This is a genomic window from Streptomyces sp. 6N223, assembly GCF_052246635.1.
Classification (GTDB): domain Bacteria; phylum Actinomycetota; class Actinomycetes; order Streptomycetales; family Streptomycetaceae; genus Streptomyces.
Genome location: NZ_JBQQCA010000021.1, coordinates 17,092 through 40,230 on the forward strand (window position 1 = coordinate 17,092; position 23,139 = coordinate 40,230).

Here is a 23,139-nt window from a genome sequence, read left to right on the forward strand (position 1 = left end):
TTCAGCGGGAGGGGTGCGGGGGACGGGCGTCGGAGAGCACGCCCAGCTCGTTGTCGATGAAGTCGAGAAGGTCCTCGGCCGAGGCGGACGCCAGCTTGTCCGCCGCGTCGGGCGTCGTGCCGTTCCCGTCGTTCTCGCCCGTGCTGTGCGTGCCGCTCGTGCTGGTGGTGTCGTGCGTGGAGTTCGCGGGGGTGGGCTCGTCGGGGGTGAGCTGCTGCTCGATGCGGCGGGCCAGCTCCTGCGGCGTCGGGTGCCGGAAGACGACGGCTGCGGGCAGCCGCAGCCCGCTGGCCGCCACCAGCCGGTCGCGCAGCTCGACCGCGGTCACCGAGTCGAAGCCCAGCTCCTTGAAGGAGGCGTCGACCCGCACCGCCCCCGGGTCGGACTGCCGGAGCACGGTGGCCGCGTGGTCGCGCACCAGCTCCAGCACGGTGCGGCTCCGTTCGGCCGGCGCGAGACCCGCCAGCCGGTCCGCCCAGTCGGTGGTCCGGCCGGGCGCGGCGGCGGCCACCGGCCGGGCCGGTGCCGCACGGCCGGACCCGCCGGACGCGCCGGCCCCGCCCGTGGCGAGCGCGCGCAGCGCCGCCGGCAGCTCGCGGACCGGCCGGGCGGCCAGCGCCCGGGCGTCGATGCCGGCCGCCACCAGCGCGGGCCGGTCGGCGCGGCAGGCCGCCAGGAGCAGCGCCAGCCCTCGGTCGGCGCCCACCGCCCCGGCCCAGGGACCGTCATCGGCATCGGCATCGGCATCGGCACCGGCGGCTGCCCACGGCCCGAACGCCACCGACGCGCCGGGCAGCCCGGCCCGCCGCCGCTCGGCGATCACGGCCTTGCCGAACGCGCCGGCCGCCGCCGCCTCGGGGCTCACCGGCCCGCCCCACAGGGCGGCGCCGTCCGACAGGGTCACGAATCGCGCCAGGCGCAGCCCGGCCGTCGCGCGGTGCAGCGCCGTCAGGGATCCCGCCGCCGCGGCCCAGCCGCTCGCCGTCGCGGCGTCGGCGGACAGCCCCGCGGCGTGGACGACGCCGGTCAGCGGATGGGCGGGATCGACCTGCGCCACCGCCCGGTCCAGCGCGTCGGCGTCGAGCGGGTCGGCCTCGACGACCCGCACCCGGGCGCCCCAGCGCTCTTCATCGCCTTCATCGCCTTCATTGCCTTCGTCGCCTGCCTCGCCGTGCCCGCCGCCGAGGCGGAGCAGCAGCAGGTGCCGTACGCCCTCGGCGCGGGCCAGGTGCTCGGCGACCGCGTCGGCCAGCGGGCCTGAGGCGTCCGTGACGAGGACCGTGCCCTCCGCGTCGAAGACCGCGCCGCCCGGGACGGGAGCCGAGCGCGCCAGGCGTGGCACGAGCACCCGGTCGCCGCGCAGCGCGGCCCGCGGCTCGTCGAGCGCGGCCACCCGCGCCACGGCCACCGGGTCCGCGACGGCGCCGTCGCCGGCGTCGGTGTCCGTGTCCGTGTCGATCAGGGAGAGGCGGCCGGGGTGCTCCGCCTGGACGCCGCTGACATAGCCCCAGGCCGCCGCCGCGGCGGGATCCGCCGGCTCGTCGACCGCTCGCCGGGTGAGCACGGCCAGGCGGCTGCCCGCCAGCGAGGGCTCGGCGAGCCAGGCGCCCAGCACCTCCGCGATCCCGCGCACGCCGGCCAGGGCGTCGTCGTCCCCGACCGGCGGGCGCCACAGCACCACGGCCGGGGCCGGTGCCCCCGCCTCCAACGCCGCCAGCAGCGCCGGGAGATCGGCGTACCGGTCGGCGCGCGGCCCGCTCGGCTCCGCGGGCGCCTCGCCCAGCACGGCCACCCGCCCGGCCGGCTCCCCGTCGCCGGGCGCCACCGGCACCCACTCGACGGCGAAGAGACCACCGGCGGCCGCCTGGCTCGCCTCGCGCACCTGCCGCGCGCTCCGCGGGCGCAGCACCACCGAGGCGACGCTCAGCACGGGAGCCCCGGCCGTGTCGGACACGGCGATCCGCAGCTCGCGTTCGTCGTCCGTGCCGCCCGCCACCGGCGAGAGCCGGACCCGCACGGCGCGGGCCCCGGTCGCCCACAGGCGTACCCCGCTCCACGCGAACGGCAGCCACAGCCGGTCGTCCGCAGCCGCGCCGTCCGCGCCGTCCGCGTCGTCTGCGTCGTCCTTCTCGTCGGGCCCGGTCAGCAGCGCGGGCTGCAACGCGGCGTCCAGCAGCACCGGGTGGACGCCGAAGCCCTCCACGTCGTCCCCGGCCTCCTCCGGCAGCGCGACGTCGGCGACCAGCTCGGCGCCGTCCCGCCACAGCGCCCGCACGCCGCGCAGCTCGGGCCCGTAGCCGTAGCCGCGCAGCTCGGCCCGCTCGTACAGCCCGGTCAGCTCGATGGCCTCGGCGTCCGCGGACAGCCCCGGTTCCACCGGACAGGCCTCCTGGGCCCGTGTCCCGGGGACCAGCGAGCCCACCGCGTGACAGGTCCACCCGGCACCGGCGTCGGTGGGGCGGGAGGAGATCCGCACCTCGCGGCGGCCGGAGTCGTCCGGCGCCGCGACCGCGACCTGCGCCAGCACCTCGCCGCACGCGGGCAGCTCCAGCGGCGCGCGCAACAGCAGCTCCTCCAGCGACGCCCCGCCCGCCTCGTCGGCGGCCAGCAGCGCCCACTCCACCAGGGCGGCGCCGGGCACCAGGCGTACGCCCGCCACGGTGTGGCCGCCGAGCCAGTCGGCGTCGCCCGGGAGGCGGCCGTTGAACACCAGGCCGCCGTCGGCGAGTTCGACCGCCGAGGACAGCAGCGCGTGGCCGGCGGGCCGGGTGCCGGCCGCCGCCGCGCGCTGTTCGCGGCGGCCCTCGTCCGGCGTCAGCCAGTAACGCCGCCGCTGGAAGGGGTAGGTGGGCAGCTCGACCGTGCGCGGCCGGACCCGGCCGTCGGCGAACTCGGCGAACCAGCGGCTCCAGTCGACGGCGAGCCCCGCCGCGAAGCCCTCGCCCAGGGCGTGCGCCACCTGCTCCTGGCCGCCCTGGTCCCGGCGCAGCGTCGGCACGGTGACGGCCGGGACGTCGGCCTCCTCGAAGCAGTCGCGCAGCGCGGGGATCAGCACGGGGTGGGGGCTGACCTCGATGAAGACGCGGTACCCGTCGGCCAGCATGGCGTCGATCGTCGGCGCGAACCGGACCGGCTGCCGCAGGTTGGTGAACCAGTACTCGGCGTCCAGCTCCTCGGTCCCCTGCCGCGCGCAGGTGACGGCGGAGTAGAACGCCGTGGCGGCGGCGCGCGGGCCGATCCCCGCCAGGTCGGCGCGGATCGTGTCGGCGAGCCGGTCGACCTGCGGGCCGTGCGAGGCGTAGTCCACGTCGATCGTCCTGGCCCGGTGGCCGGCCGCCTCGCACGCCGCCACCACCGCGGCCACCTGGTCGGTCGGCCCCGAGATCACTGTGGAGAACGGCCCGTTGAACGTCGCCACGGTCACCTGCGCGGCCTCCGCGCCCCGCTCCGCGAGGAAGCGGTCGGTCTCCTCGCCGCTCAGCGCGAGCGAGGCCATGGTGCCCTGGCCCGCGAGGGCGCGCAGCGCCCGGCTGCGCAACGCCACGACCCTGGCCCCGTCGCGGAGCGGCAGGCCGCCGGCGACGCAGGCGGCGGCGATCTCGCCCTGCGAGTGCCCGACGACGGCGGCGGGCGTCACGCCGAAGCTCTCCCAGACGGCGGCGAGCGACACCATCACCGCCCACAGGCACGGCTGGATGACGTCGACCCGGGACGGGTCCGGCGCACCGGGCGCGCCGCGCAGCACGTCGGTCAGCGACCAGTCGACGAACTCGCCCAGCGCCGCCTCGCACTCGGCGACGCGCGCGGCGAAGGCGGGGGAGGCCTCCAGCAGTTCCAGGCCCATGCCGCGCCACTGCGAGCCCTGGCCGGGGAAGACCATGACGGGGCCGGGGGCGGTCGCCGCGGCGAGGGCGGCGGCGACCGGAGGGCCGTCCGCCACCGCGCGCAGGCCGGAGAGCAGCTCGCGCGGGTCCGAGCCGCTGACGACGGCCCGGTGCCGGTCCGCCGACCGCGTGGTGGCCAGCGACCAGCCCACGTCCTGCGGGGACGGCGCGGTGCCGGTGCCGGTGCCGTCGAGCCAGTCGGCCAGACGCCCGGCCTGGTCGCGCAGCGCGTCGGGGGTGCGGGCGGAGAGGACCAGCGGCACGACGCCGCCGGCTGCCTCGGGTGCCGGCCCCGGTTCGGGCCGCTCCGGCTCGGGCCCGCCGGGGGCCTGTTCGAGGACGAGGTGGGCGTTGGTGCCGGAGATGCCGAAGGAGGAGACGGCGGCGCGGCGGGGGCGTTCGTCCGCCCGCGGCCAGTCGGCGGGCTCGGCGAGGAGTTCGACGGCGCCGCTGGTCCAGTCGACGTGCGGGCTGGGCCGGTCGACGTGGAGGGTGGCGGGCAGGCGGCCGTTGCGGAGCGCCATGATCATCTTGATGACGCCGGCCACGCCCGCGGCGGCCTGCGTGTGGCCGATGTTGGACTTGATCGAGCCCAGGCGCAGCGGCCGGTCGCCGGGCCGGTCCTGGCCGTAGGTGGCCAGCAGCGCCTGCGCCTCGATGGGGTCGCCCAGCGTCGTGCCCGTGCCGTGCGCCTCGACGGCGTCGACATCGGCCGGGGAGAGGCGGGCGTCGGCGAGGGCCTGGCGTATGACGCGCTGCTGCGAGGGGCCGTTGGGGGCGGACAGGCCGTTGCTGGCGCCGTCCTGGTTGATCGCCGAGCCGCGGATGACCGCGAGCACCCGGTGGCCGTTGCGGCGGGCGTCGGAGAGGCGTTCCAGCAGCACCAGGCCCGCGCCCTCGCTCCAGCCGGTGCCGTCGGCGGCGGCCGCGAACGGCTTGCACCGCCCGTCCGGGGCCAGGCCGCGCTGCCGGGAGAAGGAGGTGAACATGCCCGGCGTCGCCATCACCGTCACGCCGCCGGCCAGTGCCAGGTCGCACTCGCCGCGCCGCAGCGCCTGCGCGGCCAGGTGCAGGGCGACCAGCGAGGACGAGCAGGCGGTGTCCACCGTGAGGGCCGGACCCTCCAGACCCAGGGCGTACGCCACCCGGCCGGACACCACGCTCGGCGTGCCGCCGGTCAGCAGGTGCGCGTCGATCTCGTCGGTGGCCTCGTGCAGCCTGGGCCCGTAGTCGTTCGCGGTCGCGCCGACGAACACGCCGGTGGCGCTGCCGCCCAGCGAGGCCGGCGGGATGCCGGCCCGTTCCAGCAGCTCCCAGGAGAGTTCGAGCAGGATGCGCTGCTGCGGGTCCATGGCCAGCGCCTCGCGCGGGCTGATGCCGAAGAACTCCGCGTCGAAGTCGCCCGCGTCGTACAGGAAGCCGCCGCGGCCCGTCGCGCTGCCGCCTGCCCGGCCGGGCTCTCCGCCGAACAGCTCGGCCAGGTCCCAGCCCCGGTCGCCGGGGAAGTCGCCCACGGCGTCGACGCCTTCGTCGACCAGGCGCCACAGCGCGTCGCCGGAGTCGGCGCCGCCGGGGTAGCGGCAGCTCACGGCCACCACGGCGACGGGGTCGTCGGCCGTGGCCGCGCCGCCGGCCCGTACCGCCGGGGCCGCGGCGGCGCGCCCGTCGCGCGCCGAGCCCAGCCAGGACGCCACGGCCGCGGGCGTGGGGTGGTCGAAGGTGAGGGTGGCGGGCAGCGTGACGCCGGTCGCCGCGCCGAGGCGTTCGCTCAGCTCCGTCGCGGCGAACGAGTCGAAGCCGAGGTCGGTGAAGGTCAGGGCCGGGTCGACGCGGTCGGGGCCGGCGTGTCCCAGCACCAGGGCCGTGTGGGTGCGGACGAGCGTCAGCAGCTCGCCCGGGGAGGGCGCGCGGTCGCCGGCCGCCGGGGTGGCGGCGTCGGCATCCGCGCCCGATGCCGCGGCCGCTGCCGTGTCGCCCGGCGACGTGGCCGTCGGCGCGCCCTGCGAAGGCGCGGCGTCGAGCGAACCCGCGTCGGGCCAGTGGCGTTCGCGCTGGAAGGCGTAGGTCGGCAGGCTCACCCGCCGGGGCTCGTGCCCGGCGAAGGCCGCCGCCCAGTCGACGGCGGTGCCGCGCACGTGCGCCTGGGCCATCGCCGTGACGAAGGTGTGCGCCTCCGGTCGTTCGCGGCGCTGCACCGCGATCGCCGCCGGGCGGGACCGCGGCGCGTCGGCCGCCCAGGCCGCGATGCTCTCGCGCGCCATGCCGGTCAGCGAGGCGTCGGGGCCCAGCTCGACGAACGTGCCGACGCCCGCGTCGCACAGGTGCCGCACGCCGGCGTCGAACCGCACGGCCTGCCGCGCGTGGTCGGCCCAGTAGCCGGGGGAGCGGAGCTGGTCCTCGGTGGCGGGCGCGCCGGTGACGTTGGAGACGATCGGGAGCGCGGGGGCGGCGAACGTCAGCCCGGCCGCGATGGCGCGGAGTTCCCCGAGGATGCCGTCCAGGTGCGGGGAGTGGAACGCGTGGCTGACCTTCAGCACGGTGGCCTTCCGGCCCCGCGCCCGCCAGGCGTCGGTCGCCTCCACCACGTCGTCGCGGTCGCCGGAGACCACGACCGAGGCGGGGGCGTTCACGGCCGCGAGGCCCACCCGGCCCCGGTACGCCGCCAGCGCGCTCTCCGCCTCCTCGGCGGTCGCCTGCCAGGCGGCCATCGCGCCGGTCGCGGGGATCGACTGCATGAGGCGGCCCCGTGCCGCCACCAGCGCGCAGGCGTCGGGCAGCGACAGGACCCCGGCCACGTGCGCGGCGGCGATCTCGCCGACGGAGTGGCCCATCAGGTGGTGGGGCCTGAGACCCCACGAGGTCACCAGCCGGTAGAGGGCGACCTCGATCGCGAAGAGCGCGGGCTGGGTGAACGCCGTCTGGTCCAGCGGCGACGTCGTTCCCGGCGTGGGCTCGGCGAACATGACGTCGAGCAGCAGGGTGTCGAGGAGCGGGTCCATGTGCCCGCACACCTCGCGCAGCGCCTCGGCGAAGACCGGGTACGCCGCGTACAGCTCGCGGCCCATGCCGGGGCGCTGGCTGCCCTGGCCGCTGAAGAGGAACGCGACCTGGCCCTCGCCCGGTCGGCCCCGGACCACGCCGGTGGTCTCCGTGCCGCCGGCCAGGGCGTCGAGGCGTTCGCGGAGTTCGGCGCCGTCGGTGCCGAGAACGACGGCGCGGTGGGGGAGCGCCGTGCGGGTGGTGGCGAGCGCGTGACCGACGTCGACCGGGTGCAGGTCGGGGTGCGTCCGCAGGTGCTCGCGCAGCGCGGCGGCCTGGGCGGTCAACGCGGCGGGGCTCGCCGCCGAGACCGGCCAGGCGGTGACCGGCGGGGCGGTGCGCGGCGCCGGCGGCGCGGGGTCGGGGGTTCGGGCGGGCGGCTCGGCGAGCACGACGTGGCAGTTGGTGCCGCCCATGCCGAAGGAGCTGACGCCGGCCCGCAGGTGCCGCTCCTCGTCCGGCCAGGGCCCGAACTCGGTCTGCACGCGCAGGCCGAGCTCGCCGAGCGGGATGTCCGGGTTCGGGGTGGCGTAGTTGAGGCTCGGCGGGAGACTCCGGTGATGGATGCTCAGGGCCGTCTTCAGCAGGCCCGCGATCCCGGCGGCAGCCTCCAGGTGGCCCACGTTGGTCTTGACCGAGCCGACCCGCAGGGGTGCGTGTGCCGGGCGGTGGCCGCCGAGCGCGGCGCCGAGGGCGGCGGCCTCGATCGGGTCGCCGACCGGCGTTCCGGTGCCGTGGAGCTCGACGTACTGGAGGTCGGCGGGCTCGACCGCGGCCCGGTCCCACGCCTGCCGCAGGACGTTCGCCTGGGCGTCGGCGCTGGGCCGGGTCAGGCCGTCCGTGGCGCCGTCGTTGTTGACGGCGCTGCCCTCGATGACGCAGTACACCGGGTCGCCGTCGCGGAGGGCGTCGGCCAGCGGCTTGAGGAGCACCATGCCGCCGCCCTCGCCGCGCACGAAGCCGTTGGCGCGCGCGTCGAAGGTGTAGCACCGGCCGTCCGGCGAGAGGCCCTGGAACTGGGCCTCGGCGACCCGCATGCTCTCCTCGGCCAGGATCAGGTTGACGCCGCCCGCGAGCGCCAGGTCGGCCTCTCCCCGGCGCAGGCTCTCGCATGCCAGGTGGACGGCGACGAGCCCCGAGGACTGGGCGGCGTCCACGGTGAGGCTCGGGCCTCGCAGCCCCAGGCGGTGGGATATCCGGTTGGCGATGATGCCGCGGTGCAGACCCGTCATCGTGTGACGGGTAATGTCGTGGAGTCCGTGCCTGTGGAGGAGGGTGGCATAGTCGTCCCAGATCGCGCCCGTGAACACCGCGGTGCGGCTTTCCACCAGGGTCTCGGGGCGGAGCCCCGAGTCCTCCATGGCCTCCCAGGCCAGTTCGAGCATCAGGCGTTGCTGGGGGTCCATCGCCACGGCTTCGCGCGGCGAGATGCCGAAGAAAGCCGCGTCGAAGGCGTCGACGCGGTCCAGAAGTCCGGCGAAGTACGGCGGCGCACCGGCCCGGGCGGGCCAACGGCCGTTCGTCACGGGGGCGATGGCATTCTCACCGGCGCGCAGCAGGCGCCAGAACGCCTCCGGGTTCGGCGCGTTCGGCAAGCGGCATGCGAGGCCCACGATCGCGACGGGCACGGTTACCTGCGGCGAGCGGGTCGGGCTGCTCCCGGCCATGACCACCCCCATACATCAATCGACTGGTTATGGGCCCATCACATGCCCCGAACTGCGTTCATTCTCGGAATAAGACCTAAAGTTGACCTAACTGAATGGGGTCCGCTGAAGGCGAAGTTGCGTATGGGTTGCGTATGCGTTGCGTATGTGCGCGATGATCTCGTTCGCCGGCCCCGGAAGAGACGAACGCCACACCGCGGCCGTCGCCGAGAGTGGCCTGGTCAGAACGCATGTGTCATCGACGAATCCGGCTATGTACCTATTTGGTTGTCGGTCCATCGACCCTCACACCGCTGCGCGTCGCGCAGTTAGGATGCGTCAATGCCGCCCTCTCCACGAGCGCTGCTGCTGATTGCTCTCCCGACCGAGGCAACTAACGTCTGTGGTGCCGGCCGTCGAGCGGTGCCACGAGCCAGCGCGACCAGATCGTGAAGCAACCGTCGATCTGCGGAAAATGGAAGACCAGTCTCACCTGACGAAAACATCGAATCTGGGGACAATGTTGCATTCGCGTGAAAGATGTAGAGGTGCTTTCATTCTGTCTGGGGTGTCTTTGGCGCGGGTAAGACGCCCTGGTTGAAGCCTGACGCGCGATCATAAAGGAATCCGGCCGCACCAAGCATGCGGCTGCTGGTTGGAAGAAACGTTTCAAAATCGGGGTGAATGTCGAATGCTGACCGTATTCGATGACATTGGAATGTCCCCCTGCTGCGAGAAGACGCAGGCGACGGTGGGAGGTCGCGCATCATGAGGTACGAGATACTTTGCCCGTTGCGCGTCGTTGACGGCACGTCCATGAGGTCGCTCAGTGCCCGGAAGATCGAAGTGCTGCTGGCCGCTTTGCTCGTGCGTGCGGATGAGGTGGTTAGTAGCGAAGAACTCATGAAGGAGATATGGGGCACGCGCGCACCGCGTCAGGCGATCGCCGCGCTCCACGTGTACGTGTCCCAGCTCCGCAAGTTCCTCAGGCGGCCCGACCGGTCGGAAAGCCCCATCGTGACCGCTCGCAGCGGATATGTCCTGCGGTTGGGCTCGGACGAGCTGGACTTCCACATCTTCCAGGACCTCGTGCGCCAGGGACGGGCCGCCCAGCGGGCCGGGCGCGTCGAGGAGGCGTGCGAGGCGTACGAGGAGGGACTCGGCCTCTGGCGCGGCCCCGTACTGGAGGACCTGCGCGACGGAGCCATCGTCAACGGCTTCGTGTGCTGGGCCGAGCAGGCCCGGCTGGAATGCGTCGAGTGGTTCGTCGACGCCGGCCTCGAACTCGGGCGCCACCGGGAATTCGTCAGCTATCTCTACGCGCGGATAGAGGAGCTTCCGCTGCACGAGGCGTTCTACCGCCAACTGATGCTGGCGCTTTACCGCTCGGGGTGCAGGGCTGACGCTCTGAGCGTCTATCAGTCGGCGCGCACCGTGCTGAGCGAGGAACTCGGTCTTGAGCCCTCCGCCGCCCTTCGGCGGCTGCACCACGCCGTGCTCGTCGATGCCCCGGAACTCGAGCCCGAGGCCGTAACGGTCTAGCCGGTTTCTACGCGCACTGCAGTCTCACGTCACGCAAGCCAAGTTCGAAGTACAGGGGGTATTTCGTGCGGTACGAGATTCTGGGACCCATTCGTGTGGTCGATGAGAAGGGCAGATCACCGCTCAAAGCGCAGAAACTCGCCACGGTCCTGGCGGTCCTGCTGATTCGATCGGACCAGGTCGTGACGGCGGAACAGCTCACGAGAGAGATATGGGGCGAACTGCCTCCGCAGCACACGACCGCCGGCATCTACGTATGCGTTTCGCGCCTTCGCAAGTTCCTCGGCCGGCCGGGCCAGCAGAACCCCATCATCACGCGCCCCGGTGGATACATGCTCCGCAGGGCCTCGAGCGAATGCGACGTCGACATCTTCGAGCGGCTCGTGACGGAGGGACGAAAGCGCGTCAGATGCGGCGAGCACGCCGAGGCGTCCGCCTGCTTCGAGCAGGCGCTGAACCTCTGGCGCGGGCCCGCGTTGGCCAACGTCCAGCCTGGCCCGATCGTCGCGGGCTTCCTCAAGCGGCTCGACGAGTTGCGCATCGAATGCACCGAAATGTCCGTCGAGGTGCAGCTCGAACTCGGCCGCCACCAGGAGATCGTCGGCCGGCTGCGCTCCCTCGTCGCCGAGTTCCCGCTCCGCGAGACGTTCTACCGGCAGCTCATGCTGGCCCTCTACCGCTCCGACCGGAAGACCGACGCCCTCGGCATATACGAGTACGCCCGGCGCGTTCTCGACCGGGAGCTGGGCCTGGAGCCAGGCCGGAAGCTCCGGGAACTCCGCCACACCGTTCTTGCCTCGACCTGACGCGAAGGGCCGGGGCGGCGAAGGCGCCATCCCGGCCCCGCTCATACCCCAAACCCATACCCCATAACGCCCGAACTCTCCCGCGCGTGGATGCGCGCGGGAGAGTCGGCATGCATTCCAGAACTGGCGATTCCTCCGGCCTGGTCACTCTGCCACGTAGGTGCGGCGGATCCATTCGAAGACCCGCAGATTCCGCCCCTCGTGCTCCAGGACTTCCCCGGTGGGCCGGAAGTGCTCATAGGCGTTGCCGATAGGAAGCTTCAGGATCGATTCGATGTCATCGACGTACCGCATGGACGTCTGATCGGGCACCTCAATGGGACCGCCGCGCAGGATGGCGTTGGGTGCAGGTGTGGGCATAAGAGACTGCATTCCCTTCACTACACGTCCAAGAGAAGGTTGGAATGAGGCGAAAGTGCGCCGATGTGCGACTTATTCGTTGGTCGCCGCGATTGGTCAAGCCTAGACGCCCCGCGCCATATGGTGTGAGGGTCGTTCGACCGACAAATGACGAATCCGATTGCCGCAGCCTGGTCGCCGGGGATGATGACCGATGAAGATAGCCTTACAGCAGCCCAGCATGGCCCTTCCGGGCTTCGTCCGCGTTTCCGGTCCGCAGGGACCATGGGCACGGGAATACATGGCGTTCAACAGACGCCTGGCACTCCGCGGCCGCGCCGGCGTGGTGAGCGGCTGCGCCGTGCTGGCCGTGCTGGCCATGCCGGTGGCGGAGATGGCGCCCGCGGCGGCGTTCGCCGCCGTCGCGGTCGTGTGGAGCTGGGCCCATCTGCGGCTCGCCACCGCCTCGGCGGTACGGCCCGGGCTGCTGCTCGCCGCCGACCTGACGGTCATGACGGCGCTGTGCCTGACCCAGCCGATGACGATCCCCGACGCGCAGACCGTGCACGGCAGCACCTGGATCCTGGTGGCGGTCGACTTCACGGCCGTCTCCTACCAGCTCACCCTGCCCGCGCGGATCGGCATCCCGGCGGGCGTCTGGCTGTGCTGCGCCGATCTCGCCGGCACGGCGTTGCACCGGCCCGGGCAGTGGACCGAGGCCCTCCCCATCGTCTGCTGGGTGCTGGTGAACATCACCCTCGCCCAGGTCGTGATCCGGCTGGTGTTCGGCGAGAGCCGGGCCGCCGACGAGGCCGCCGACCGGGCGGCGCGGGCACGGCAGCAGTGGGAAGTGGAGGAGGCCCGCTGCGCCGCCGAACGCGAACACCTCGCCGCGCTCCACGACACCGCCTGCGCCACCCTGCTGATCGCCTCGGCGCCGTGGTCCTCGATGCCGCCGGAGACGGTCAGGGCCCAGGCCGCCCGGGACATCGCCCGGCTGCGCGCCGGGCAGACGGCCGCGGGCGAGGTGGACCTCACCGCCGAGCTGGCGGAGGAGATCGCCGGCCATCCCCTCCGCGTCACGGCGACGTTCGACGACGACCTCGGCACCGTCTGGCGCCCCGCGGCGGCGGCGTTGCGCGGCAGCCTGGGCGAGGCGCTGCGCAACGTGACCCGCTACGCCGGCGTCGACGCCGTGCGGGTGTCGGCCGAGCGCGAGCAGCACGTGATGGTCGTGACCGTCTCCGACGCCGGCGTCGGGTTCGACCCCGAGCGGATCCCCACGCAACGCATCGGCATCAGACGTTCCATCCGCGGACGCATGTGGAACGTGGGCGGCCGGGGCAGCGTGGAGTCCGCGCCGGGGCGCGGCACGACCGTGAGACTGGAGTGGCCGCGTGTCTGAACCCCCGGACCACCGCCAGCTCATCGCCCGCCACCAGCTCCGCGGCATCCGCACCGGGGCGCTGCTCATCCTGGCCACCCTCCACATCGGCCTCGCGCTGCCCGGACTGCTCTCCAACCTCGGCGACTACCGGCACCCCTGGGTGCAGGTGGCCGCCTTCGCCCTGATGACGCTGGTGCTCGCCGGCAGCTTCGTCCTCGGCATCGACGGCCGCCCGTGGCCGCGCGGCTGGGTGCCGACGGCGCTGGCCTGCGCCTTCGCCGCCTCGGTCGCCGCCAACAGCCAGCTCCCGGCCGAGGACTACTTCGTCGACACCTCCCACTGGTCCTTCCAGATCGCCGGCTGGTTCGCCGTCGTCCTCCTCGGCCACCGGGGGCCGGTGGCCTCCAGCGTCTTCATCAGCTGCCACCTGGCCGTCACCGTCGCCCAGCTCCTGGCCGTCGAGGTCCCCTCGCGTCCCGTCGCCGTGGGCGCGGCCGTCAGCGCCCTGTCCGCCTCCCTGTTCCAGTTGACGATCTCGACCGGCGCGAAGCTGCTGATCGACAGCAGCGCGGCCGTCGGGGAGGCCCTGGAAGTGCAGGAGCGCGTGGGCACGCGCATCGCCGTCGCCACGCAGATCCACGCCGACCAGCGGCGGCGTTACGCCGAGCTCAACTCCACCGTGCTGCCGCTGCTGACCGGGCTCGCCGACGGCTCCCTCGACCCGGAGGACGAGGAGGTGCGGCGCGCCTGCGCGCTGGAGGCCGCCCGCCTGAGACGGCTGTTCGCCGAGAGCGACTACAGCTTCGATCCGCTGGTCCACGAGATGCGCGCCTGCATCGACGTGGCCGAGCGCAACGGCACCGCCGTGCAGCTCGCCGTGCGCGGCGCCCCCCTCGACCTGCCGTTGCCGCTGCGCCGCGCACTCATCGACCCGGTCATCGCCGCCCTGGCCGCCGCGCAGCGCACCGCGCGCGTCACCGTGGTCCGCGGCGAGGACCAGGTGCGGGTGGGCGTCGTGGTGGACGCGCGGCAGGCCGAGCTGCCCGAGCCCTCGGCCCGCGAGATCCGGGTCCGCACCGTGCACGGCGAGGACAAGCTCCTGGTGGAGGCTGCATGCCGGACCCGCGCTCACAGCTCGTCGAGCGAGATGAGGCCGTCTTGAACCGCTCTGGCCACCAGCTTCGCCTTCGTGGTCGCCGGGCGGCCGGCGTTGGCGTACTTGATGCGCACCCGGTCCAGGTACGTGTTCACCGTGCGCTCCGAGATCCCCAGGCTCTGGGCGACCATCGCCTTCGACTCGGACTGGAACCACTCCACCAGCACCTCCACCTCCCGCACCGACAGCAGCGGGCGGCTCTGCCGGGTGTCGCTGCCGAACGCGCCGGCCAGCGCCGGGGGCGTGTAGGGGATGTCCTCGGCGGCGGCGCGGATCGCCTTGACCAGGTGCCGCTGCCCCTCCGCCTTGGTGATGTACGTGGCCGAGCCGAGATCCATGCAGGTCAACGCCGCCTCCTGGCTGTCCCGCATGGTGTAGACGACGACCTTCCGCTCCTGGGCGACCAACTCCTGCAACTCGTCGTACGCCGGTCTGCCGTTTCTGAGCAGCAGGTCCAGGACCACCACGTCCGCGGTTCTGCCGGGTCCGTAGTGCGCCACCGACACGTCCGAACCCTCGGCCACGACCGTGATCGGCACATCGGCGGCCGCGCACCACGTCGAGATCCCCGCGCGGACCACGGGGTGATCATCGACTAACACGACGCTGAGGGGAATCTCTGACTCCAACACCCACCTACCCAATGGCTAGAGACCGCGTGTTCACCGTTCAGACAACCAGACGCACCCCGAGTTTCGTGGAATGGACCCGCTTGAGGTGATGCTTCACCTGATGCTTGAGGATCCTGCTCATTCGGGGCGAGCCTGCCCAGAGTGTTCCCCGCCTTTCGCTCCTTTCCTCCAAGGAATCCGTCACACCTGCCGGTCGACGCCGCTGGTCACGACCGTGACCCGGGTCAGACCGTACAACGAAAGACGTGGTTTAGAAGCCGAGGTGAGAATCGAGGGCGACACGGCCTCGTGCGCTGACGGGAGCAGCATGGTCGCAGAGATCGACAAAGTGTGGTTGAGGACCTTCGCACCGGCGGCGGGGGCTCGCATACGCCTGGTGTGTTTCCCTCATGCCGGTGGTTCGGCGAGCTTCTACATTCCCATGTCCCGGTCGCTCGCCCCCGGCGTTGAGGTGCTGGCGGTGCAGTACCCGGGACGCCAGGACCGGCGGAACGAACCGCTCGTGCCGGAGATCGGGAGACTGGCCGACCGGCTGGCCGAGGTGCTGCGGCCGCTGGCCGCCTCCGGGCCGCTGGCCTTCTTCGGGCACAGCATGGGGGCGGTGGTGGCGTTCGAGACCGCCAGACGCATGGAACGGGACGGCGGCACCGGCCCCGTCGTGCTCTTCGCCTCGGGCCGGCGCGCGCCCGGCATCGTGCGGGAGGCGGAGGACCGCGTTCACCAGGGCGACGACGACGCCGTCATCGAGGAGATGCGCACCCTCAGCGGGACCGAGGCCGCGGTCTTCGCCGACGACGAGCTGCTGCGCATGGTGCTCCCCGCGATCCGCAACGACTACCAGGCCATCGAGACCTACCGCGCCGAGCCGGAGGCCAGGATCGGCTGCCGCGTGGTCGCGCTCATCGGCGACGCCGATCCGCGCACCAGCGTGTCGGACGCCAAGGCCTGGCGGGTGCACACCACGGACGCGTTCGAGCTGCACGTCTTCGCCGGCGGGCACTTCTTCCTGTCGCAGCACACGCAGGAGATCGTCGAGCGCGTGATGATGGACCTCAAGGAGTACCTCGCGCACCCCCGGTGACGGCGTCAGGTGACGGCGGCGCGAGGCCGTGCCGGGCAAAGGCCTGGCATGGCCTCGCGCCGCCGTTCCCGCCGTTCCCGCCGTTCCCGCCGTTTACGCGCGCGCGAGGACGGTCTCGATCTCGGCCAGCTCCTCGGCCGAGAAGTCGAGGCCGCGCACGGCGCCGACGCTGTCCTCCAGCTGCTCGACGCTGCTGGCGCCGATCAGGGCCGAGGTCACCCGGCCGCCGCGCAGCACCCAGGCGATCGCCATCTGCGCGAGGGTCTGGCCGCGCCGCCGGGCGATCTCGTTCAGCGCGCGGGCGGTCGCCACCTTCGCGTTGACGCCCTCCGGCGTCAGGAACGGGCTGTCGCCCGCCGCCCGCGACCCCTCCGGGATGCCGCCGAGGTAGCGGTTGGTCAGCAGGCCCTGCGCCAGCGGCGAGAACGCGATCGAGCCCGCGCCCACCTCCTCCAGGGCGTCGAGCAGGCCGTCCTCGACCCAGCGGTTGACCATCGAGTACGAGGGCTGGTGGATCAGCAGCGGCGTGCCGAGCTCCGCGAGGATGCGGGCGGCCTCGCGGGTCTGCTCGGCGGAGTAGTTGGAGATTCCGGCGTACAGGGCCTTGCCCTGCCGGACGGCCGTGTCCAGCGCGGACATGGTCTCCTCGAGCGGGGTGTCCGGGTCGGGCCGGTGGGAGTAGAGGATGTCCACGTACTCCAGGCCCATCCGCGCGAGGCTCTGGTCCAGGCTGGCCAGCAGGTACTTGCGCGAGCCCCACTCCCCGTACGGGCCGGGCCACATGTAGTAGCCCGCCTTGGTCGAGATGATCAGCTCGTCACGGTACGGGCGCAGGTCGGCGGCGAGGACGCGGCCGAAGTTGCGCTCGGCGGCGCCGGCGGGCGCGCCGTAGTTGTTGGCCAGGTCGAAGTGGGTCACGCCCAGGTCGAACGCGCGGCGGAGGATGGCGCGCTGTCCCTGAAGCGGGTTGGCGTCGCCGAAGTTGTGCCACAGGCCCAGGGAGACAGCCGGGAGCTTGAGGCCCGACCGGCCGCTGCGGCGGTAGGGCATGGCGTCGTAACGGGTGTCGGCAGCGAGGTAGGTCACGGACCACACCGTACATACATCCGGGCATGCGGGCCGTCCGTCGCCGTGAGGCGCAGGTCACGCCGCCGCCGCGGCGGCGTGACCTGCCCCGTCTCGCGTCCCGGGTGGCCGCGCTCAGCAGCCGCCGCAGTTGTAGTAGGTCACGTCCCAGTGGTTGCTCTCCAGCGCGTAGATGTTGCCGGAGCCCGACTCGTACAGCGGCGCGCCGTCGCCGCGCTCGCCGATGTAGGCGAAGCTGCCGGTGATGTAGCCGTCGAGGCAGCCGCTCAGGGAGTAGTCGAGCTTGTAGCCGTTCCAGTGGCTGTAGGTGCCGCCGGCGTGGCCGGTCTCCGTGCCGCCGGTGATGTTGAGCGCGCAGCCGCTGGCGGACTTCAGGGTCTGGGCGCCCTGCGCCGACTCCAGGTTGAGCTGCTCGAAGGAGGTGCAGGTGGGGTTGTCGCGGTCGGAGCAGTTGCCTGAGGAGGACCAGGTGATGCCGGCCGCCTGGAACATCGCGGTGGCCTCGGCGTGGCTGATCTTCGTCACCAACGGGACCGGAGCCGAGGCGGGCGCCGCCGCCTGTGCGGGGGCGGCGGCCACGGCCGTCAGCGCGCCGGCGGTGAGGGACAGCGCTGCGAGCACGGAACGGACGCGCGGGTGGCGCATGGGGAACCTCCTGCTGGTGTGGGGTGGTTGGGGGGATCCGGCTGAGCAGGTGGTGCACGCAGGATGATGCCCGACGTCTACGCGCGTCGCCAAGAGGGCGGAGCGTCCGCCGCCCCCCGATCCCGGCCGTGGCGGAGGGCCCCGGCGGAGAACCGGCGAAGAGCCGGGCGAGTGCTGTTCGGGCGGGAGGCGGCGGGTACCCCGAAGGGGACAGGGCTCCGCGGCACGGAAGGCGGTGAGGACGGCATGGCGGGGACGGAGAGGACGGTCACGGGGGAGGGGAGGGCGGCCATGGCCGGGCTCTGGCGCTGGCGCCGCAACCCGCTGCGGCGCCGCTCGGACCTGCTGGAGGGGTGGCTCTGCCTGGTGGCCGCCCTGCTGATCGTGGTGGCGGGCCCGGGCGTGGCGGCCCTGACCGCGACCAGCGTGGCCCACGAGACGCTGCGGCAGGGCGAGGAGCTGCACCGCGCCACCGCCGTGCTCACCGCGCCCGCCCCCGAGACCCCCGGGCCGGCCGGCGGCGAGGGCTTCCCGCTGGGCGCGGGCGAGGACCGGGTGGCGGCCGACGCCCGCTGGACCGCGCCGAACGGCACCACCTACACCGGCACGGCCCCGGCCGAGCCCGGCAGCGAGGCGGGCACCCGCGTCACCGTCTGGCTGGACGACGAGGGCGAGCGGCGGCAGGCGCCCCCCAGCCCGAGCGAGGCGTGGGCCGGCGGCGTCATGACCGGCGCGGCCGTCGGGGTGCTCGTCGGGCTGCTCGTCCTGGGCGGCCTGATCGTGCTGCGCTGCCGCCTCGACGCCTGGCGGGAGCGGCGTTGGGGGCGGGAGTGGGCCGAGGTCGGCCCCGAGTGGAGCGCCCGGCTGCGCGGCGGCAGGTGAGGCCCCGCGCGTGCCGGCCCCGCGCGGGAGCTAGGTCACGACGGTCGCCAGGGTGGCCAGGGCCGACTCCAGCTCCTCACGGGTGATCGTCAGCGGCGGGGCGAGGCGGATCGTCGAGCCATGGGTGTCCTTGACGAGAACGCCCTCCTGCATGAGGCGTTCGCTGATCTCCCGGCCCGTGCCGATCGCCGGGTCGACGTCCACCCCGGCCCACAGGCCCCGGCAGCGGTAGCCGGTCACGCCCTTGTCGAGCAGCGCGGCCAGCCCGTCGTGCAGCACCTCGCCGAGCTCGGCGGCGCGCCGCTGGTACGCGCCGGTGCTCAGCAGCTCGACGACGGCCGAGCCGATCGCCGCGCCCAGCGGGTTGCCGCCGAAGGTGGAGCCGTGCTCGCCGGGCCGCAGCACGCCCAGCACCTCGCGCCGCGCGACCACCGCCGAGACCGGGACGATCCCGCCGCCCAGCGCCTTGCCGAGCAGCACCGCGTCGGGCCGCACCGCCTCGTGGTCGCAGGCGAGCGTGGTGCCGGTGCGGCCCAGGCCCGACTGGATCTCGTCGGCGATGAACAGCGCCCCGGCCCGGCGGGTCAGCTCCCGCACCCCGGCGAGGTAGCCGTCGTCGGGGATGACGACGCCCGCCTCGCCCTGGATGGGCTCGATCAGCACGGCGGCCGTGGTCTCGTCGACGGCGGCCTCCAGCGCCGCCAGGTCGTTGTACGGCACGAGGCGGAAGCCGGGGGTGAAGGGGCCGAAGCCCTCGCGGGCCACCGGGTCGGAGGAGAAGCCGACGATGGTCGTGGTCCGGCCGTGGAAGTTCCCGGCCGCCGCCACGATCGTGGCCCGGTCCGGGGCGACCCCCTTGACCTCGTACGCCCACTTGCGGGCGACCTTGATCGCGCTCTCGACCGCCTCGGCGCCGGTGTTCATCGGCAGCGTCATCTCCAGGCCCGTCAGCGCGGCCAGGCCCTCGGCGAAGCCGGCGAGCTGGTCGTTGCGGAAGGCGCGGGAGGTGAGCGTGAGCCGGTCGAGCTGGCGGTGGGCGGCCTCCACCAGCGCCGGGTGGCGGTGGCCGAAGTTGAGCGCGGAGTAGCCGGCGAGCATGTCGAGGTAGCGCCGCCCTTCGACGTCCTCCAGCCATACGCCCTCGGCCCGGGCGACCACGACGGGCAGCGGGTGGTAGTTGTGCGCGAGGAGGGACTCCTCCGCCCGGATCAGCTCCTCGGACGTGCGTGCGTTCATGGCTGTGCCTCCTTGGGCGCCCGGATCTCCTGGGTGCAGCACTTGATGCCCCCGCCCGCCTTGTGCAGCTCCGGCAGCTCGACGGGGACGGGGACGTAGCCCCGGCGGTCCAGGGCGTCGATCAGGCCCGTGGCCCCGGGGGCGACGAAGACGTGACGGCCGTCGGAGACGGCGTTGAGGCCGAACGCCATGGCGTCGTCCCGGCCGGCGACGATCGCGTCGGGGAAGAGCCGCCGCAGCACCTCGCGGCTGCCGGGGGAGAACGCCCCGGGGTAGTAGGCGACGTTCTCCTCGTCGAGGGCGAAGAGCGCGGTGTCGAGGTGGTAGAAGTACGGGTCGGTCAGGCGCAGCCCGACGACCGGCACGCCGAAGAACTCCTGCACCTGGCGGTGGGCCTCCGGCGTGGTGCGGAAGCCGCTGCCGGCCAGCACCAGCCCGGCGACCGGCACCAGGTCCCCCTCGCCCTCGCACACCACGCCCGTCCCCGGGCCCGGCTCGGGCTCTGGCTCGGGCTCGGTTTCGTGGACGTCGAAGCCCGCCGCCTTGAACCACGTCCGGTACGCCTCCGCCTCCGGCTGCCGCTGCGGCGCCAGGAAGCGGGAGCCGAGGACCCGGCCGTCCAGCACCAGCGCGGCGTTGGCGGCGAAGACCATGTCGGGCAGGCCGGGCACCGGCTCGATCGTCTCCACCACGTGGCCGTGGGCGCGGTACGCCGCCACCAGCGCCCGCCACTGCTCGCGCGCGAGGGCGGCGTCGACCGGCGCGCCCTCGCGCATCCACGGGTTGATGGCGTACCGCACCTCGAAGAACGCGGGCTCGCAGCACAGGAAGCGCCGGGGACGCCACGCACGGTGAAAGGGGGGCATACCAGCAACGATAGGAAGCAAGGGTGCGTACGACAACAGATGGATCATGCGCGGTCGCGCAGCGTTGTTGCGTGCGCGGCGGCCTCAGCCGAGATTCGTTGCGTCCTCGGTGGCGCCCGCCTCCGGGCTGCCCGCGATGAGGTGCGAGAGCACCACGTGGCTGACCGTCCGCTGGACGAACGGCACCGCCCGGATGCGCTCCAGCACCTCCTCGAAGTGGGCGATGTCCGTGGCCCTGATGTGCAGCAGCGCGTCCGGCCCGCCGGTCACCGTCATCGCCGCGGTGATCTCCGGGTGGTCGCGCACCACCTCCGCCAGCCGCCGGGGCGGGCCCGCGCTGTCGCAGTAGACCTCCACGTACGCCTCGGTGCGCCAGCCGAGCGCGGAGGGCAGCACGAGGGCGGTGAAGCCGGTGATCACCCCGGCCTCGCGCATGCGGTCGGCACGCCGCTTCACGGCGGGGGCGGACAGGCCGATCGCGGCCCCGATCTCGGCGTAGCTGGTGCGGGCGTTGGCGATCAGCGCGGCGATGATGCGGCGGTCGAGGTCGTCGAGTGCCACGGAGTGAGGAGTCACGGGTCTCATGGTCACCAGATCGTGCCGGACGCGCTCCCGGCTCCGGCACCGCCCGGGTCGCGCGGGCGGCGGATCGGCGGGACGATGGAGGGGACGCAGGGGTCAACCAGGGAGGTGCATCATGGCGCACGAGACCTGGAACGTGCACATCGCCATCGACACCAGCGACCGTCTGACCAGGGCGGAGGCGCGGCTGGAGGGCAAGGACGAGGTCTACGTCGCGGAGGGTACGGCCCGCGCCAATCCCAGCGACGAGAACGTCCTCGACATCGGAGCCGAGCTCGCCACGGCGCGTGCCCTCTCCGAGCTGTCGCACCAGCTCGTGCACTCCACCATCCGGGACATCGAGGCCCACACCCACGAACGGGTGACGCACCTGCGGGTCTGACGGCCACCGCGCAACACCCACCACCACGACGGTCCCCGCCGCATGACGGCGGGGGCCGTCGCCGCATGTGGGGCGGCATGCGGGGCGGCGACGGGACGGGCATTCGGACCAACGTTCAACGACCCGTCACGCGCTGGCGGTGTTTGCGCTGCGTACGCGATACCTTCCGGAGCGCAACCCTTCATCAGATCGCCATGCGGCTGACGTGTACGTGCCAGCCTCACGACGGTCCCGCCCGCTGCACTTACCTGCATGACGCAGACATCGTCCCCCACAGACGAACTCCGGGCCGCCGCCCGCGCATTGGACCGTCGCCGATTTCTGACCGTCACCGGCGCCGCCGCCGCGATCGCCCTCACCACGAACCTCCCCAACCCCGACTCCGCCGACGCCGCCGTCGCCCCCCGCCGCGCCCGCGACGCCGCCGCGGCCATCGACAGCGACCCCTTCACCCTCGGCGTCGCCTCGGGCGACCCGCTGCCGGAGTCGGTCGTGCTGTGGACGCGGCTGGCCCCGGAGCCGTTCGTGGCGAACGGCGGCATGGGCGAGGAGTCCGTCACCGTGGCCTGGGAGATCGCCCAGGACGCCGACTTCCTCGAGCCGGCCGGCAGCGGCGAGGTCGTGGCCTACGCCGAGTTCAATCACGCGGTGCACGTCGAGCCCGACGGCCTGCTCCCCTCGACCGACTACTACTACCGCTTCCAGGCCGGCGACTGGACCAGCCCCGTCGGCCGCACCCGCACCGCGCCCGCGGCCGACGACACGCCGGAGAGTCTGCGTTTCGCCCTGGTCTCCTGCCAGCGCTACGACCAGGGCTACTACACCGCCTACCGGCACCTCGCCGGGGAGGAGGGCGTCGACGCCGTCATCCACGCCGGCGACTACCTCTACGAATACGCCGTCAACTCGGTGGCCGGGGCCCGCGCCTACACCGAGGAGCTGCCGGAGATCTTCAACCGGGAGACCACCACGCTGGAGGACTACCGGCTGCGGTACGCCCTCTACCACAGCGACCCCGACCTCATGGCCGCGCACGCCGCCCACCCGTTCATCGTCACCTGGGACGACCACGAGGTGGACAACAACTACGCCGGCGACGTCTCGCAGGACGACGACCCCGCCGAGGAGTTCCTGGTCCGCCGCGCCGCCGCGTACCGGGCGTACTACGAGAACATGCCGCTGCGCGCCCCCCAGCTCCCCAACGAGGCCGACCTCCAGCTCTACCGGCGGCTGCACTACGGCCGCCTCGCGCAGCTCGACATCCTCGACACCCGCCAGTACCGCGACGACCAGGCGTACGACGACGGCTGGGACGTGCCGGGGCCGGAGTCCGAGGACTCCGAGCGCACCATGCTCGGCGCCACCCAGGAGCGGTGGCTCGCCGACGGCTGGGCGGCGTCCGAGGCGGTGTGGAACCTCGTCGGCCAGCAGGTCATGGTCTCCCGCCGCTCCAACCCCGAGCAGGGCGAGGGCACGGTGTCGATGGACGCCTGGGACGGCTACCCCGCCGCCCGGCAGCGGCTGCTGGACGCCGCCGAGACCGGCGGGGTGACCAACCTCGTCGTGCTCACCGGCGACGTGCACGTCCACTACGCCTGCGACATCAAGGAGGACTTCGACGACCCCGACTCCCGCACCCTGGGCGTCGAGCTGGTCACCACCTCCATCGCCAGCGGCGGCGACGGCGCCGAGCACCCCGACAACTGGGAGACCGTCACCGAGGCCAACCCGCACATGCACCTCTACGACGGCCGCCGGGGCTACCTGCTGGTGACCCTCGACGAGCAGCAGGTGCGCGCCGACTACCGCACCGTCTCGCACGTGACGACCGAGGGCGGCACGGTGACCACGGCGGCGTCGTTCGTCTCCCTGGCCGGGGACCCGGGCCTGACCCAGGTCTGACGCGGTGTCTGACCCGATTGTCCGACCCCGGGTGCGAAGTCCTGAA

General features: G+C 73.3%; 16 protein-coding genes and 1 pseudogene. 9 read left to right on the plus strand and 8 right to left on the minus strand.

The genetic code is table 11. From position 1 onward, the window contains the following. Window position 1: 1 nt before the first annotated feature. A complete protein-coding gene (locus tag ACTWQH_RS15185; RefSeq protein ID WP_443287057.1) occupies window positions 2-8,590 on the minus strand; it encodes a type I polyketide synthase in 8,589 nt (2,862 codons plus the stop codon). Window positions 8,591-9,337: 747 nt separating this feature from the next. On the opposite strand from ACTWQH_RS15185, the gene ACTWQH_RS15190 reads away from it, so the two are divergent. The 3 genes and pseudogenes from ACTWQH_RS15190 (at window position 9,338) to ACTWQH_RS15200 (ending at window position 10,917) form a co-directional block, all read left to right on the plus strand. After that, window positions 9,338-10,111 (plus strand): AfsR/SARP family transcriptional regulator, encoded by a 774-nt coding sequence (locus ACTWQH_RS15190; protein WP_443287058.1) that lies wholly within the window; start codon window positions 9,338-9,340, stop codon window positions 10,109-10,111. 95 nt (window positions 10,112-10,206) lie between these two features. Beyond that, window positions 10,207-10,437, plus strand: a pseudogene (locus ACTWQH_RS15195) (AfsR/SARP family transcriptional regulator); the annotation flags it as partial. A gap of 6 nt (window positions 10,438-10,443) precedes the next feature. Then, window positions 10,444-10,917, plus strand: a complete 474-nt coding sequence (locus ACTWQH_RS15200) for an AfsR/SARP family transcriptional regulator (protein ID WP_443287137.1) — start codon at window positions 10,444-10,446, stop codon at window positions 10,915-10,917. Between the two features lie 144 nt (window positions 10,918-11,061). Here ACTWQH_RS15200 and ACTWQH_RS15205 read toward each other — a convergent pair whose 3' ends face one another. Next, complete coding sequence (locus ACTWQH_RS15205) at window positions 11,062-11,277, minus strand: DUF5988 family protein (RefSeq protein WP_443287059.1); 216 nt, start codon at window positions 11,275-11,277, stop codon at window positions 11,062-11,064. A 280-nt stretch (window positions 11,278-11,557) separates the two neighbouring features. Between ACTWQH_RS15205 and ACTWQH_RS15210 the strand changes: the two genes are divergently transcribed. Together ACTWQH_RS15210 and ACTWQH_RS15215 are read left to right on the plus strand one after the other, a co-directional pair. Next, the gene (locus ACTWQH_RS15210) at window positions 11,558-12,661 is read left to right on the plus strand and encodes a sensor histidine kinase (RefSeq protein ID WP_443287060.1); all 1,104 of its coding nucleotides are present in this window, start codon (window positions 11,558-11,560) and stop codon (window positions 12,659-12,661) included. Then, complete coding sequence (locus tag ACTWQH_RS15215; protein ID WP_443287061.1) at window positions 12,654-13,805, plus strand: hypothetical protein; 1,152 nt, start codon at window positions 12,654-12,656, stop codon at window positions 13,803-13,805. The genes ACTWQH_RS15210 and ACTWQH_RS15215 overlap by 8 nt, the downstream gene beginning before the upstream one ends. Here the strand turns inward: ACTWQH_RS15215 and ACTWQH_RS15220 are convergent. Then, complete coding sequence (locus ACTWQH_RS15220; protein ID WP_443287062.1) at window positions 13,772-14,401, minus strand: response regulator; 630 nt, start codon at window positions 14,399-14,401, stop codon at window positions 13,772-13,774. The genes ACTWQH_RS15215 and ACTWQH_RS15220 overlap by 34 nt on opposite strands. A gap of 337 nt (window positions 14,402-14,738) precedes the next feature. Between ACTWQH_RS15220 and ACTWQH_RS15225 the strand changes: the two genes are divergently transcribed. Further along, entirely contained in the window at window positions 14,739-15,512 is a 774-nt protein-coding gene (locus ACTWQH_RS15225; RefSeq protein ID WP_443287063.1) for a thioesterase II family protein, read from the plus strand. 93 nt (window positions 15,513-15,605) lie between these two features. Here ACTWQH_RS15225 and mgrA read toward each other — a convergent pair whose 3' ends face one another. Both mgrA and ACTWQH_RS15235 read right to left on the minus strand, forming a co-directional pair. Next, window positions 15,606-16,598, minus strand: coding sequence for an L-glyceraldehyde 3-phosphate reductase (gene mgrA, locus ACTWQH_RS15230; protein ID WP_443287064.1), 993 nt, complete (start codon window positions 16,596-16,598; stop codon window positions 15,606-15,608). Window positions 16,599-16,712: 114 nt separating this feature from the next. Further along, window positions 16,713-17,243 (minus strand): hypothetical protein, encoded by a 531-nt coding sequence (locus ACTWQH_RS15235; RefSeq protein ID WP_443287065.1) that lies wholly within the window; start codon window positions 17,241-17,243, stop codon window positions 16,713-16,715. Window positions 17,244-17,534: 291 nt separating this feature from the next. On the opposite strand from ACTWQH_RS15235, the gene ACTWQH_RS15240 reads away from it, so the two are divergent. After that, complete coding sequence (locus ACTWQH_RS15240; protein ID WP_443287066.1) at window positions 17,535-18,125, plus strand: Rv1733c family protein; 591 nt, start codon at window positions 17,535-17,537, stop codon at window positions 18,123-18,125. A gap of 30 nt (window positions 18,126-18,155) precedes the next feature. Here ACTWQH_RS15240 and rocD read toward each other — a convergent pair whose 3' ends face one another. The 3 genes from rocD to ACTWQH_RS15255 form a co-directional block, all read right to left on the minus strand. After that, entirely contained in the window at window positions 18,156-19,361 is a 1,206-nt protein-coding gene (rocD, locus tag ACTWQH_RS15245) for an ornithine--oxo-acid transaminase (RefSeq protein ID WP_443287067.1), read from the minus strand. Continuing rightward, on the minus strand, window positions 19,358-20,227 hold the full coding sequence (gene ddaH / locus ACTWQH_RS15250) for a dimethylargininase (protein ID WP_443287068.1): 870 nt from the start codon (window positions 20,225-20,227) through the stop codon (window positions 19,358-19,360). Before ddaH ends, rocD begins: the two co-directional genes overlap by 4 nt. Before the next feature lie 84 nt (window positions 20,228-20,311). Then, entirely contained in the window at window positions 20,312-20,812 is a 501-nt protein-coding gene (locus ACTWQH_RS15255) for an Lrp/AsnC family transcriptional regulator (RefSeq protein WP_443287069.1), read from the minus strand. Between the two features lie 112 nt (window positions 20,813-20,924). On the opposite strand from ACTWQH_RS15255, the gene ACTWQH_RS15260 reads away from it, so the two are divergent. Both ACTWQH_RS15260 and ACTWQH_RS15265 read left to right on the plus strand, forming a co-directional pair. Then, window positions 20,925-21,191, plus strand: coding sequence for a dsRBD fold-containing protein (locus ACTWQH_RS15260; RefSeq protein ID WP_443287070.1), 267 nt, complete (start codon window positions 20,925-20,927; stop codon window positions 21,189-21,191). Window positions 21,192-21,443: 252 nt separating this feature from the next. Continuing rightward, complete coding sequence (locus ACTWQH_RS15265) at window positions 21,444-23,093, plus strand: alkaline phosphatase D family protein (RefSeq protein WP_443287071.1); 1,650 nt, start codon at window positions 21,444-21,446, stop codon at window positions 23,091-23,093. Window positions 23,094-23,139: the final 46 nt, after the last annotated feature.

Coding starts and splice junctions, on each gene's coding strand:
- ACTWQH_RS15185 (WP_443287057.1), bottom strand. CDS start 8,590: ATGGCCGGGAGCAGCCCGACCCGCTCGCCGCAGGTAACCGTGCCCGTC.
- ACTWQH_RS15190 (WP_443287058.1), top strand. CDS start 9,338: ATGAGGTACGAGATACTTTGCCCGTTGCGCGTCGTTGACGGCACGTCC.
- ACTWQH_RS15200 (WP_443287137.1), top strand. CDS start 10,444: ATGCTCCGCAGGGCCTCGAGCGAATGCGACGTCGACATCTTCGAGCGG.
- ACTWQH_RS15205 (WP_443287059.1), bottom strand. CDS start 11,277: ATGCCCACACCTGCACCCAACGCCATCCTGCGCGGCGGTCCCATTGAG.
- ACTWQH_RS15210 (WP_443287060.1), top strand. CDS start 11,558: ATGGCGTTCAACAGACGCCTGGCACTCCGCGGCCGCGCCGGCGTGGTG.
- ACTWQH_RS15225 (WP_443287063.1), top strand. CDS start 14,739: ATGGTCGCAGAGATCGACAAAGTGTGGTTGAGGACCTTCGCACCGGCG.
- ACTWQH_RS15235 (WP_443287065.1), bottom strand. CDS start 17,243: ATGCGCCACCCGCGCGTCCGTTCCGTGCTCGCAGCGCTGTCCCTCACC.
- ACTWQH_RS15240 (WP_443287066.1), top strand. CDS start 17,535: ATGGCCGGGCTCTGGCGCTGGCGCCGCAACCCGCTGCGGCGCCGCTCG.
- rocD (WP_443287067.1), bottom strand. CDS start 19,361: ATGAACGCACGCACGTCCGAGGAGCTGATCCGGGCGGAGGAGTCCCTC.
- ddaH (WP_443287068.1), bottom strand. CDS start 20,227: ATGCCCCCCTTTCACCGTGCGTGGCGTCCCCGGCGCTTCCTGTGCTGC.
- ACTWQH_RS15255 (WP_443287069.1), bottom strand. CDS start 20,812: ATGAGACCCGTGACTCCTCACTCCGTGGCACTCGACGACCTCGACCGC.
- ACTWQH_RS15260 (WP_443287070.1), top strand. CDS start 20,925: ATGGCGCACGAGACCTGGAACGTGCACATCGCCATCGACACCAGCGAC.
- ACTWQH_RS15265 (WP_443287071.1), top strand. CDS start 21,444: ATGACGCAGACATCGTCCCCCACAGACGAACTCCGGGCCGCCGCCCGC.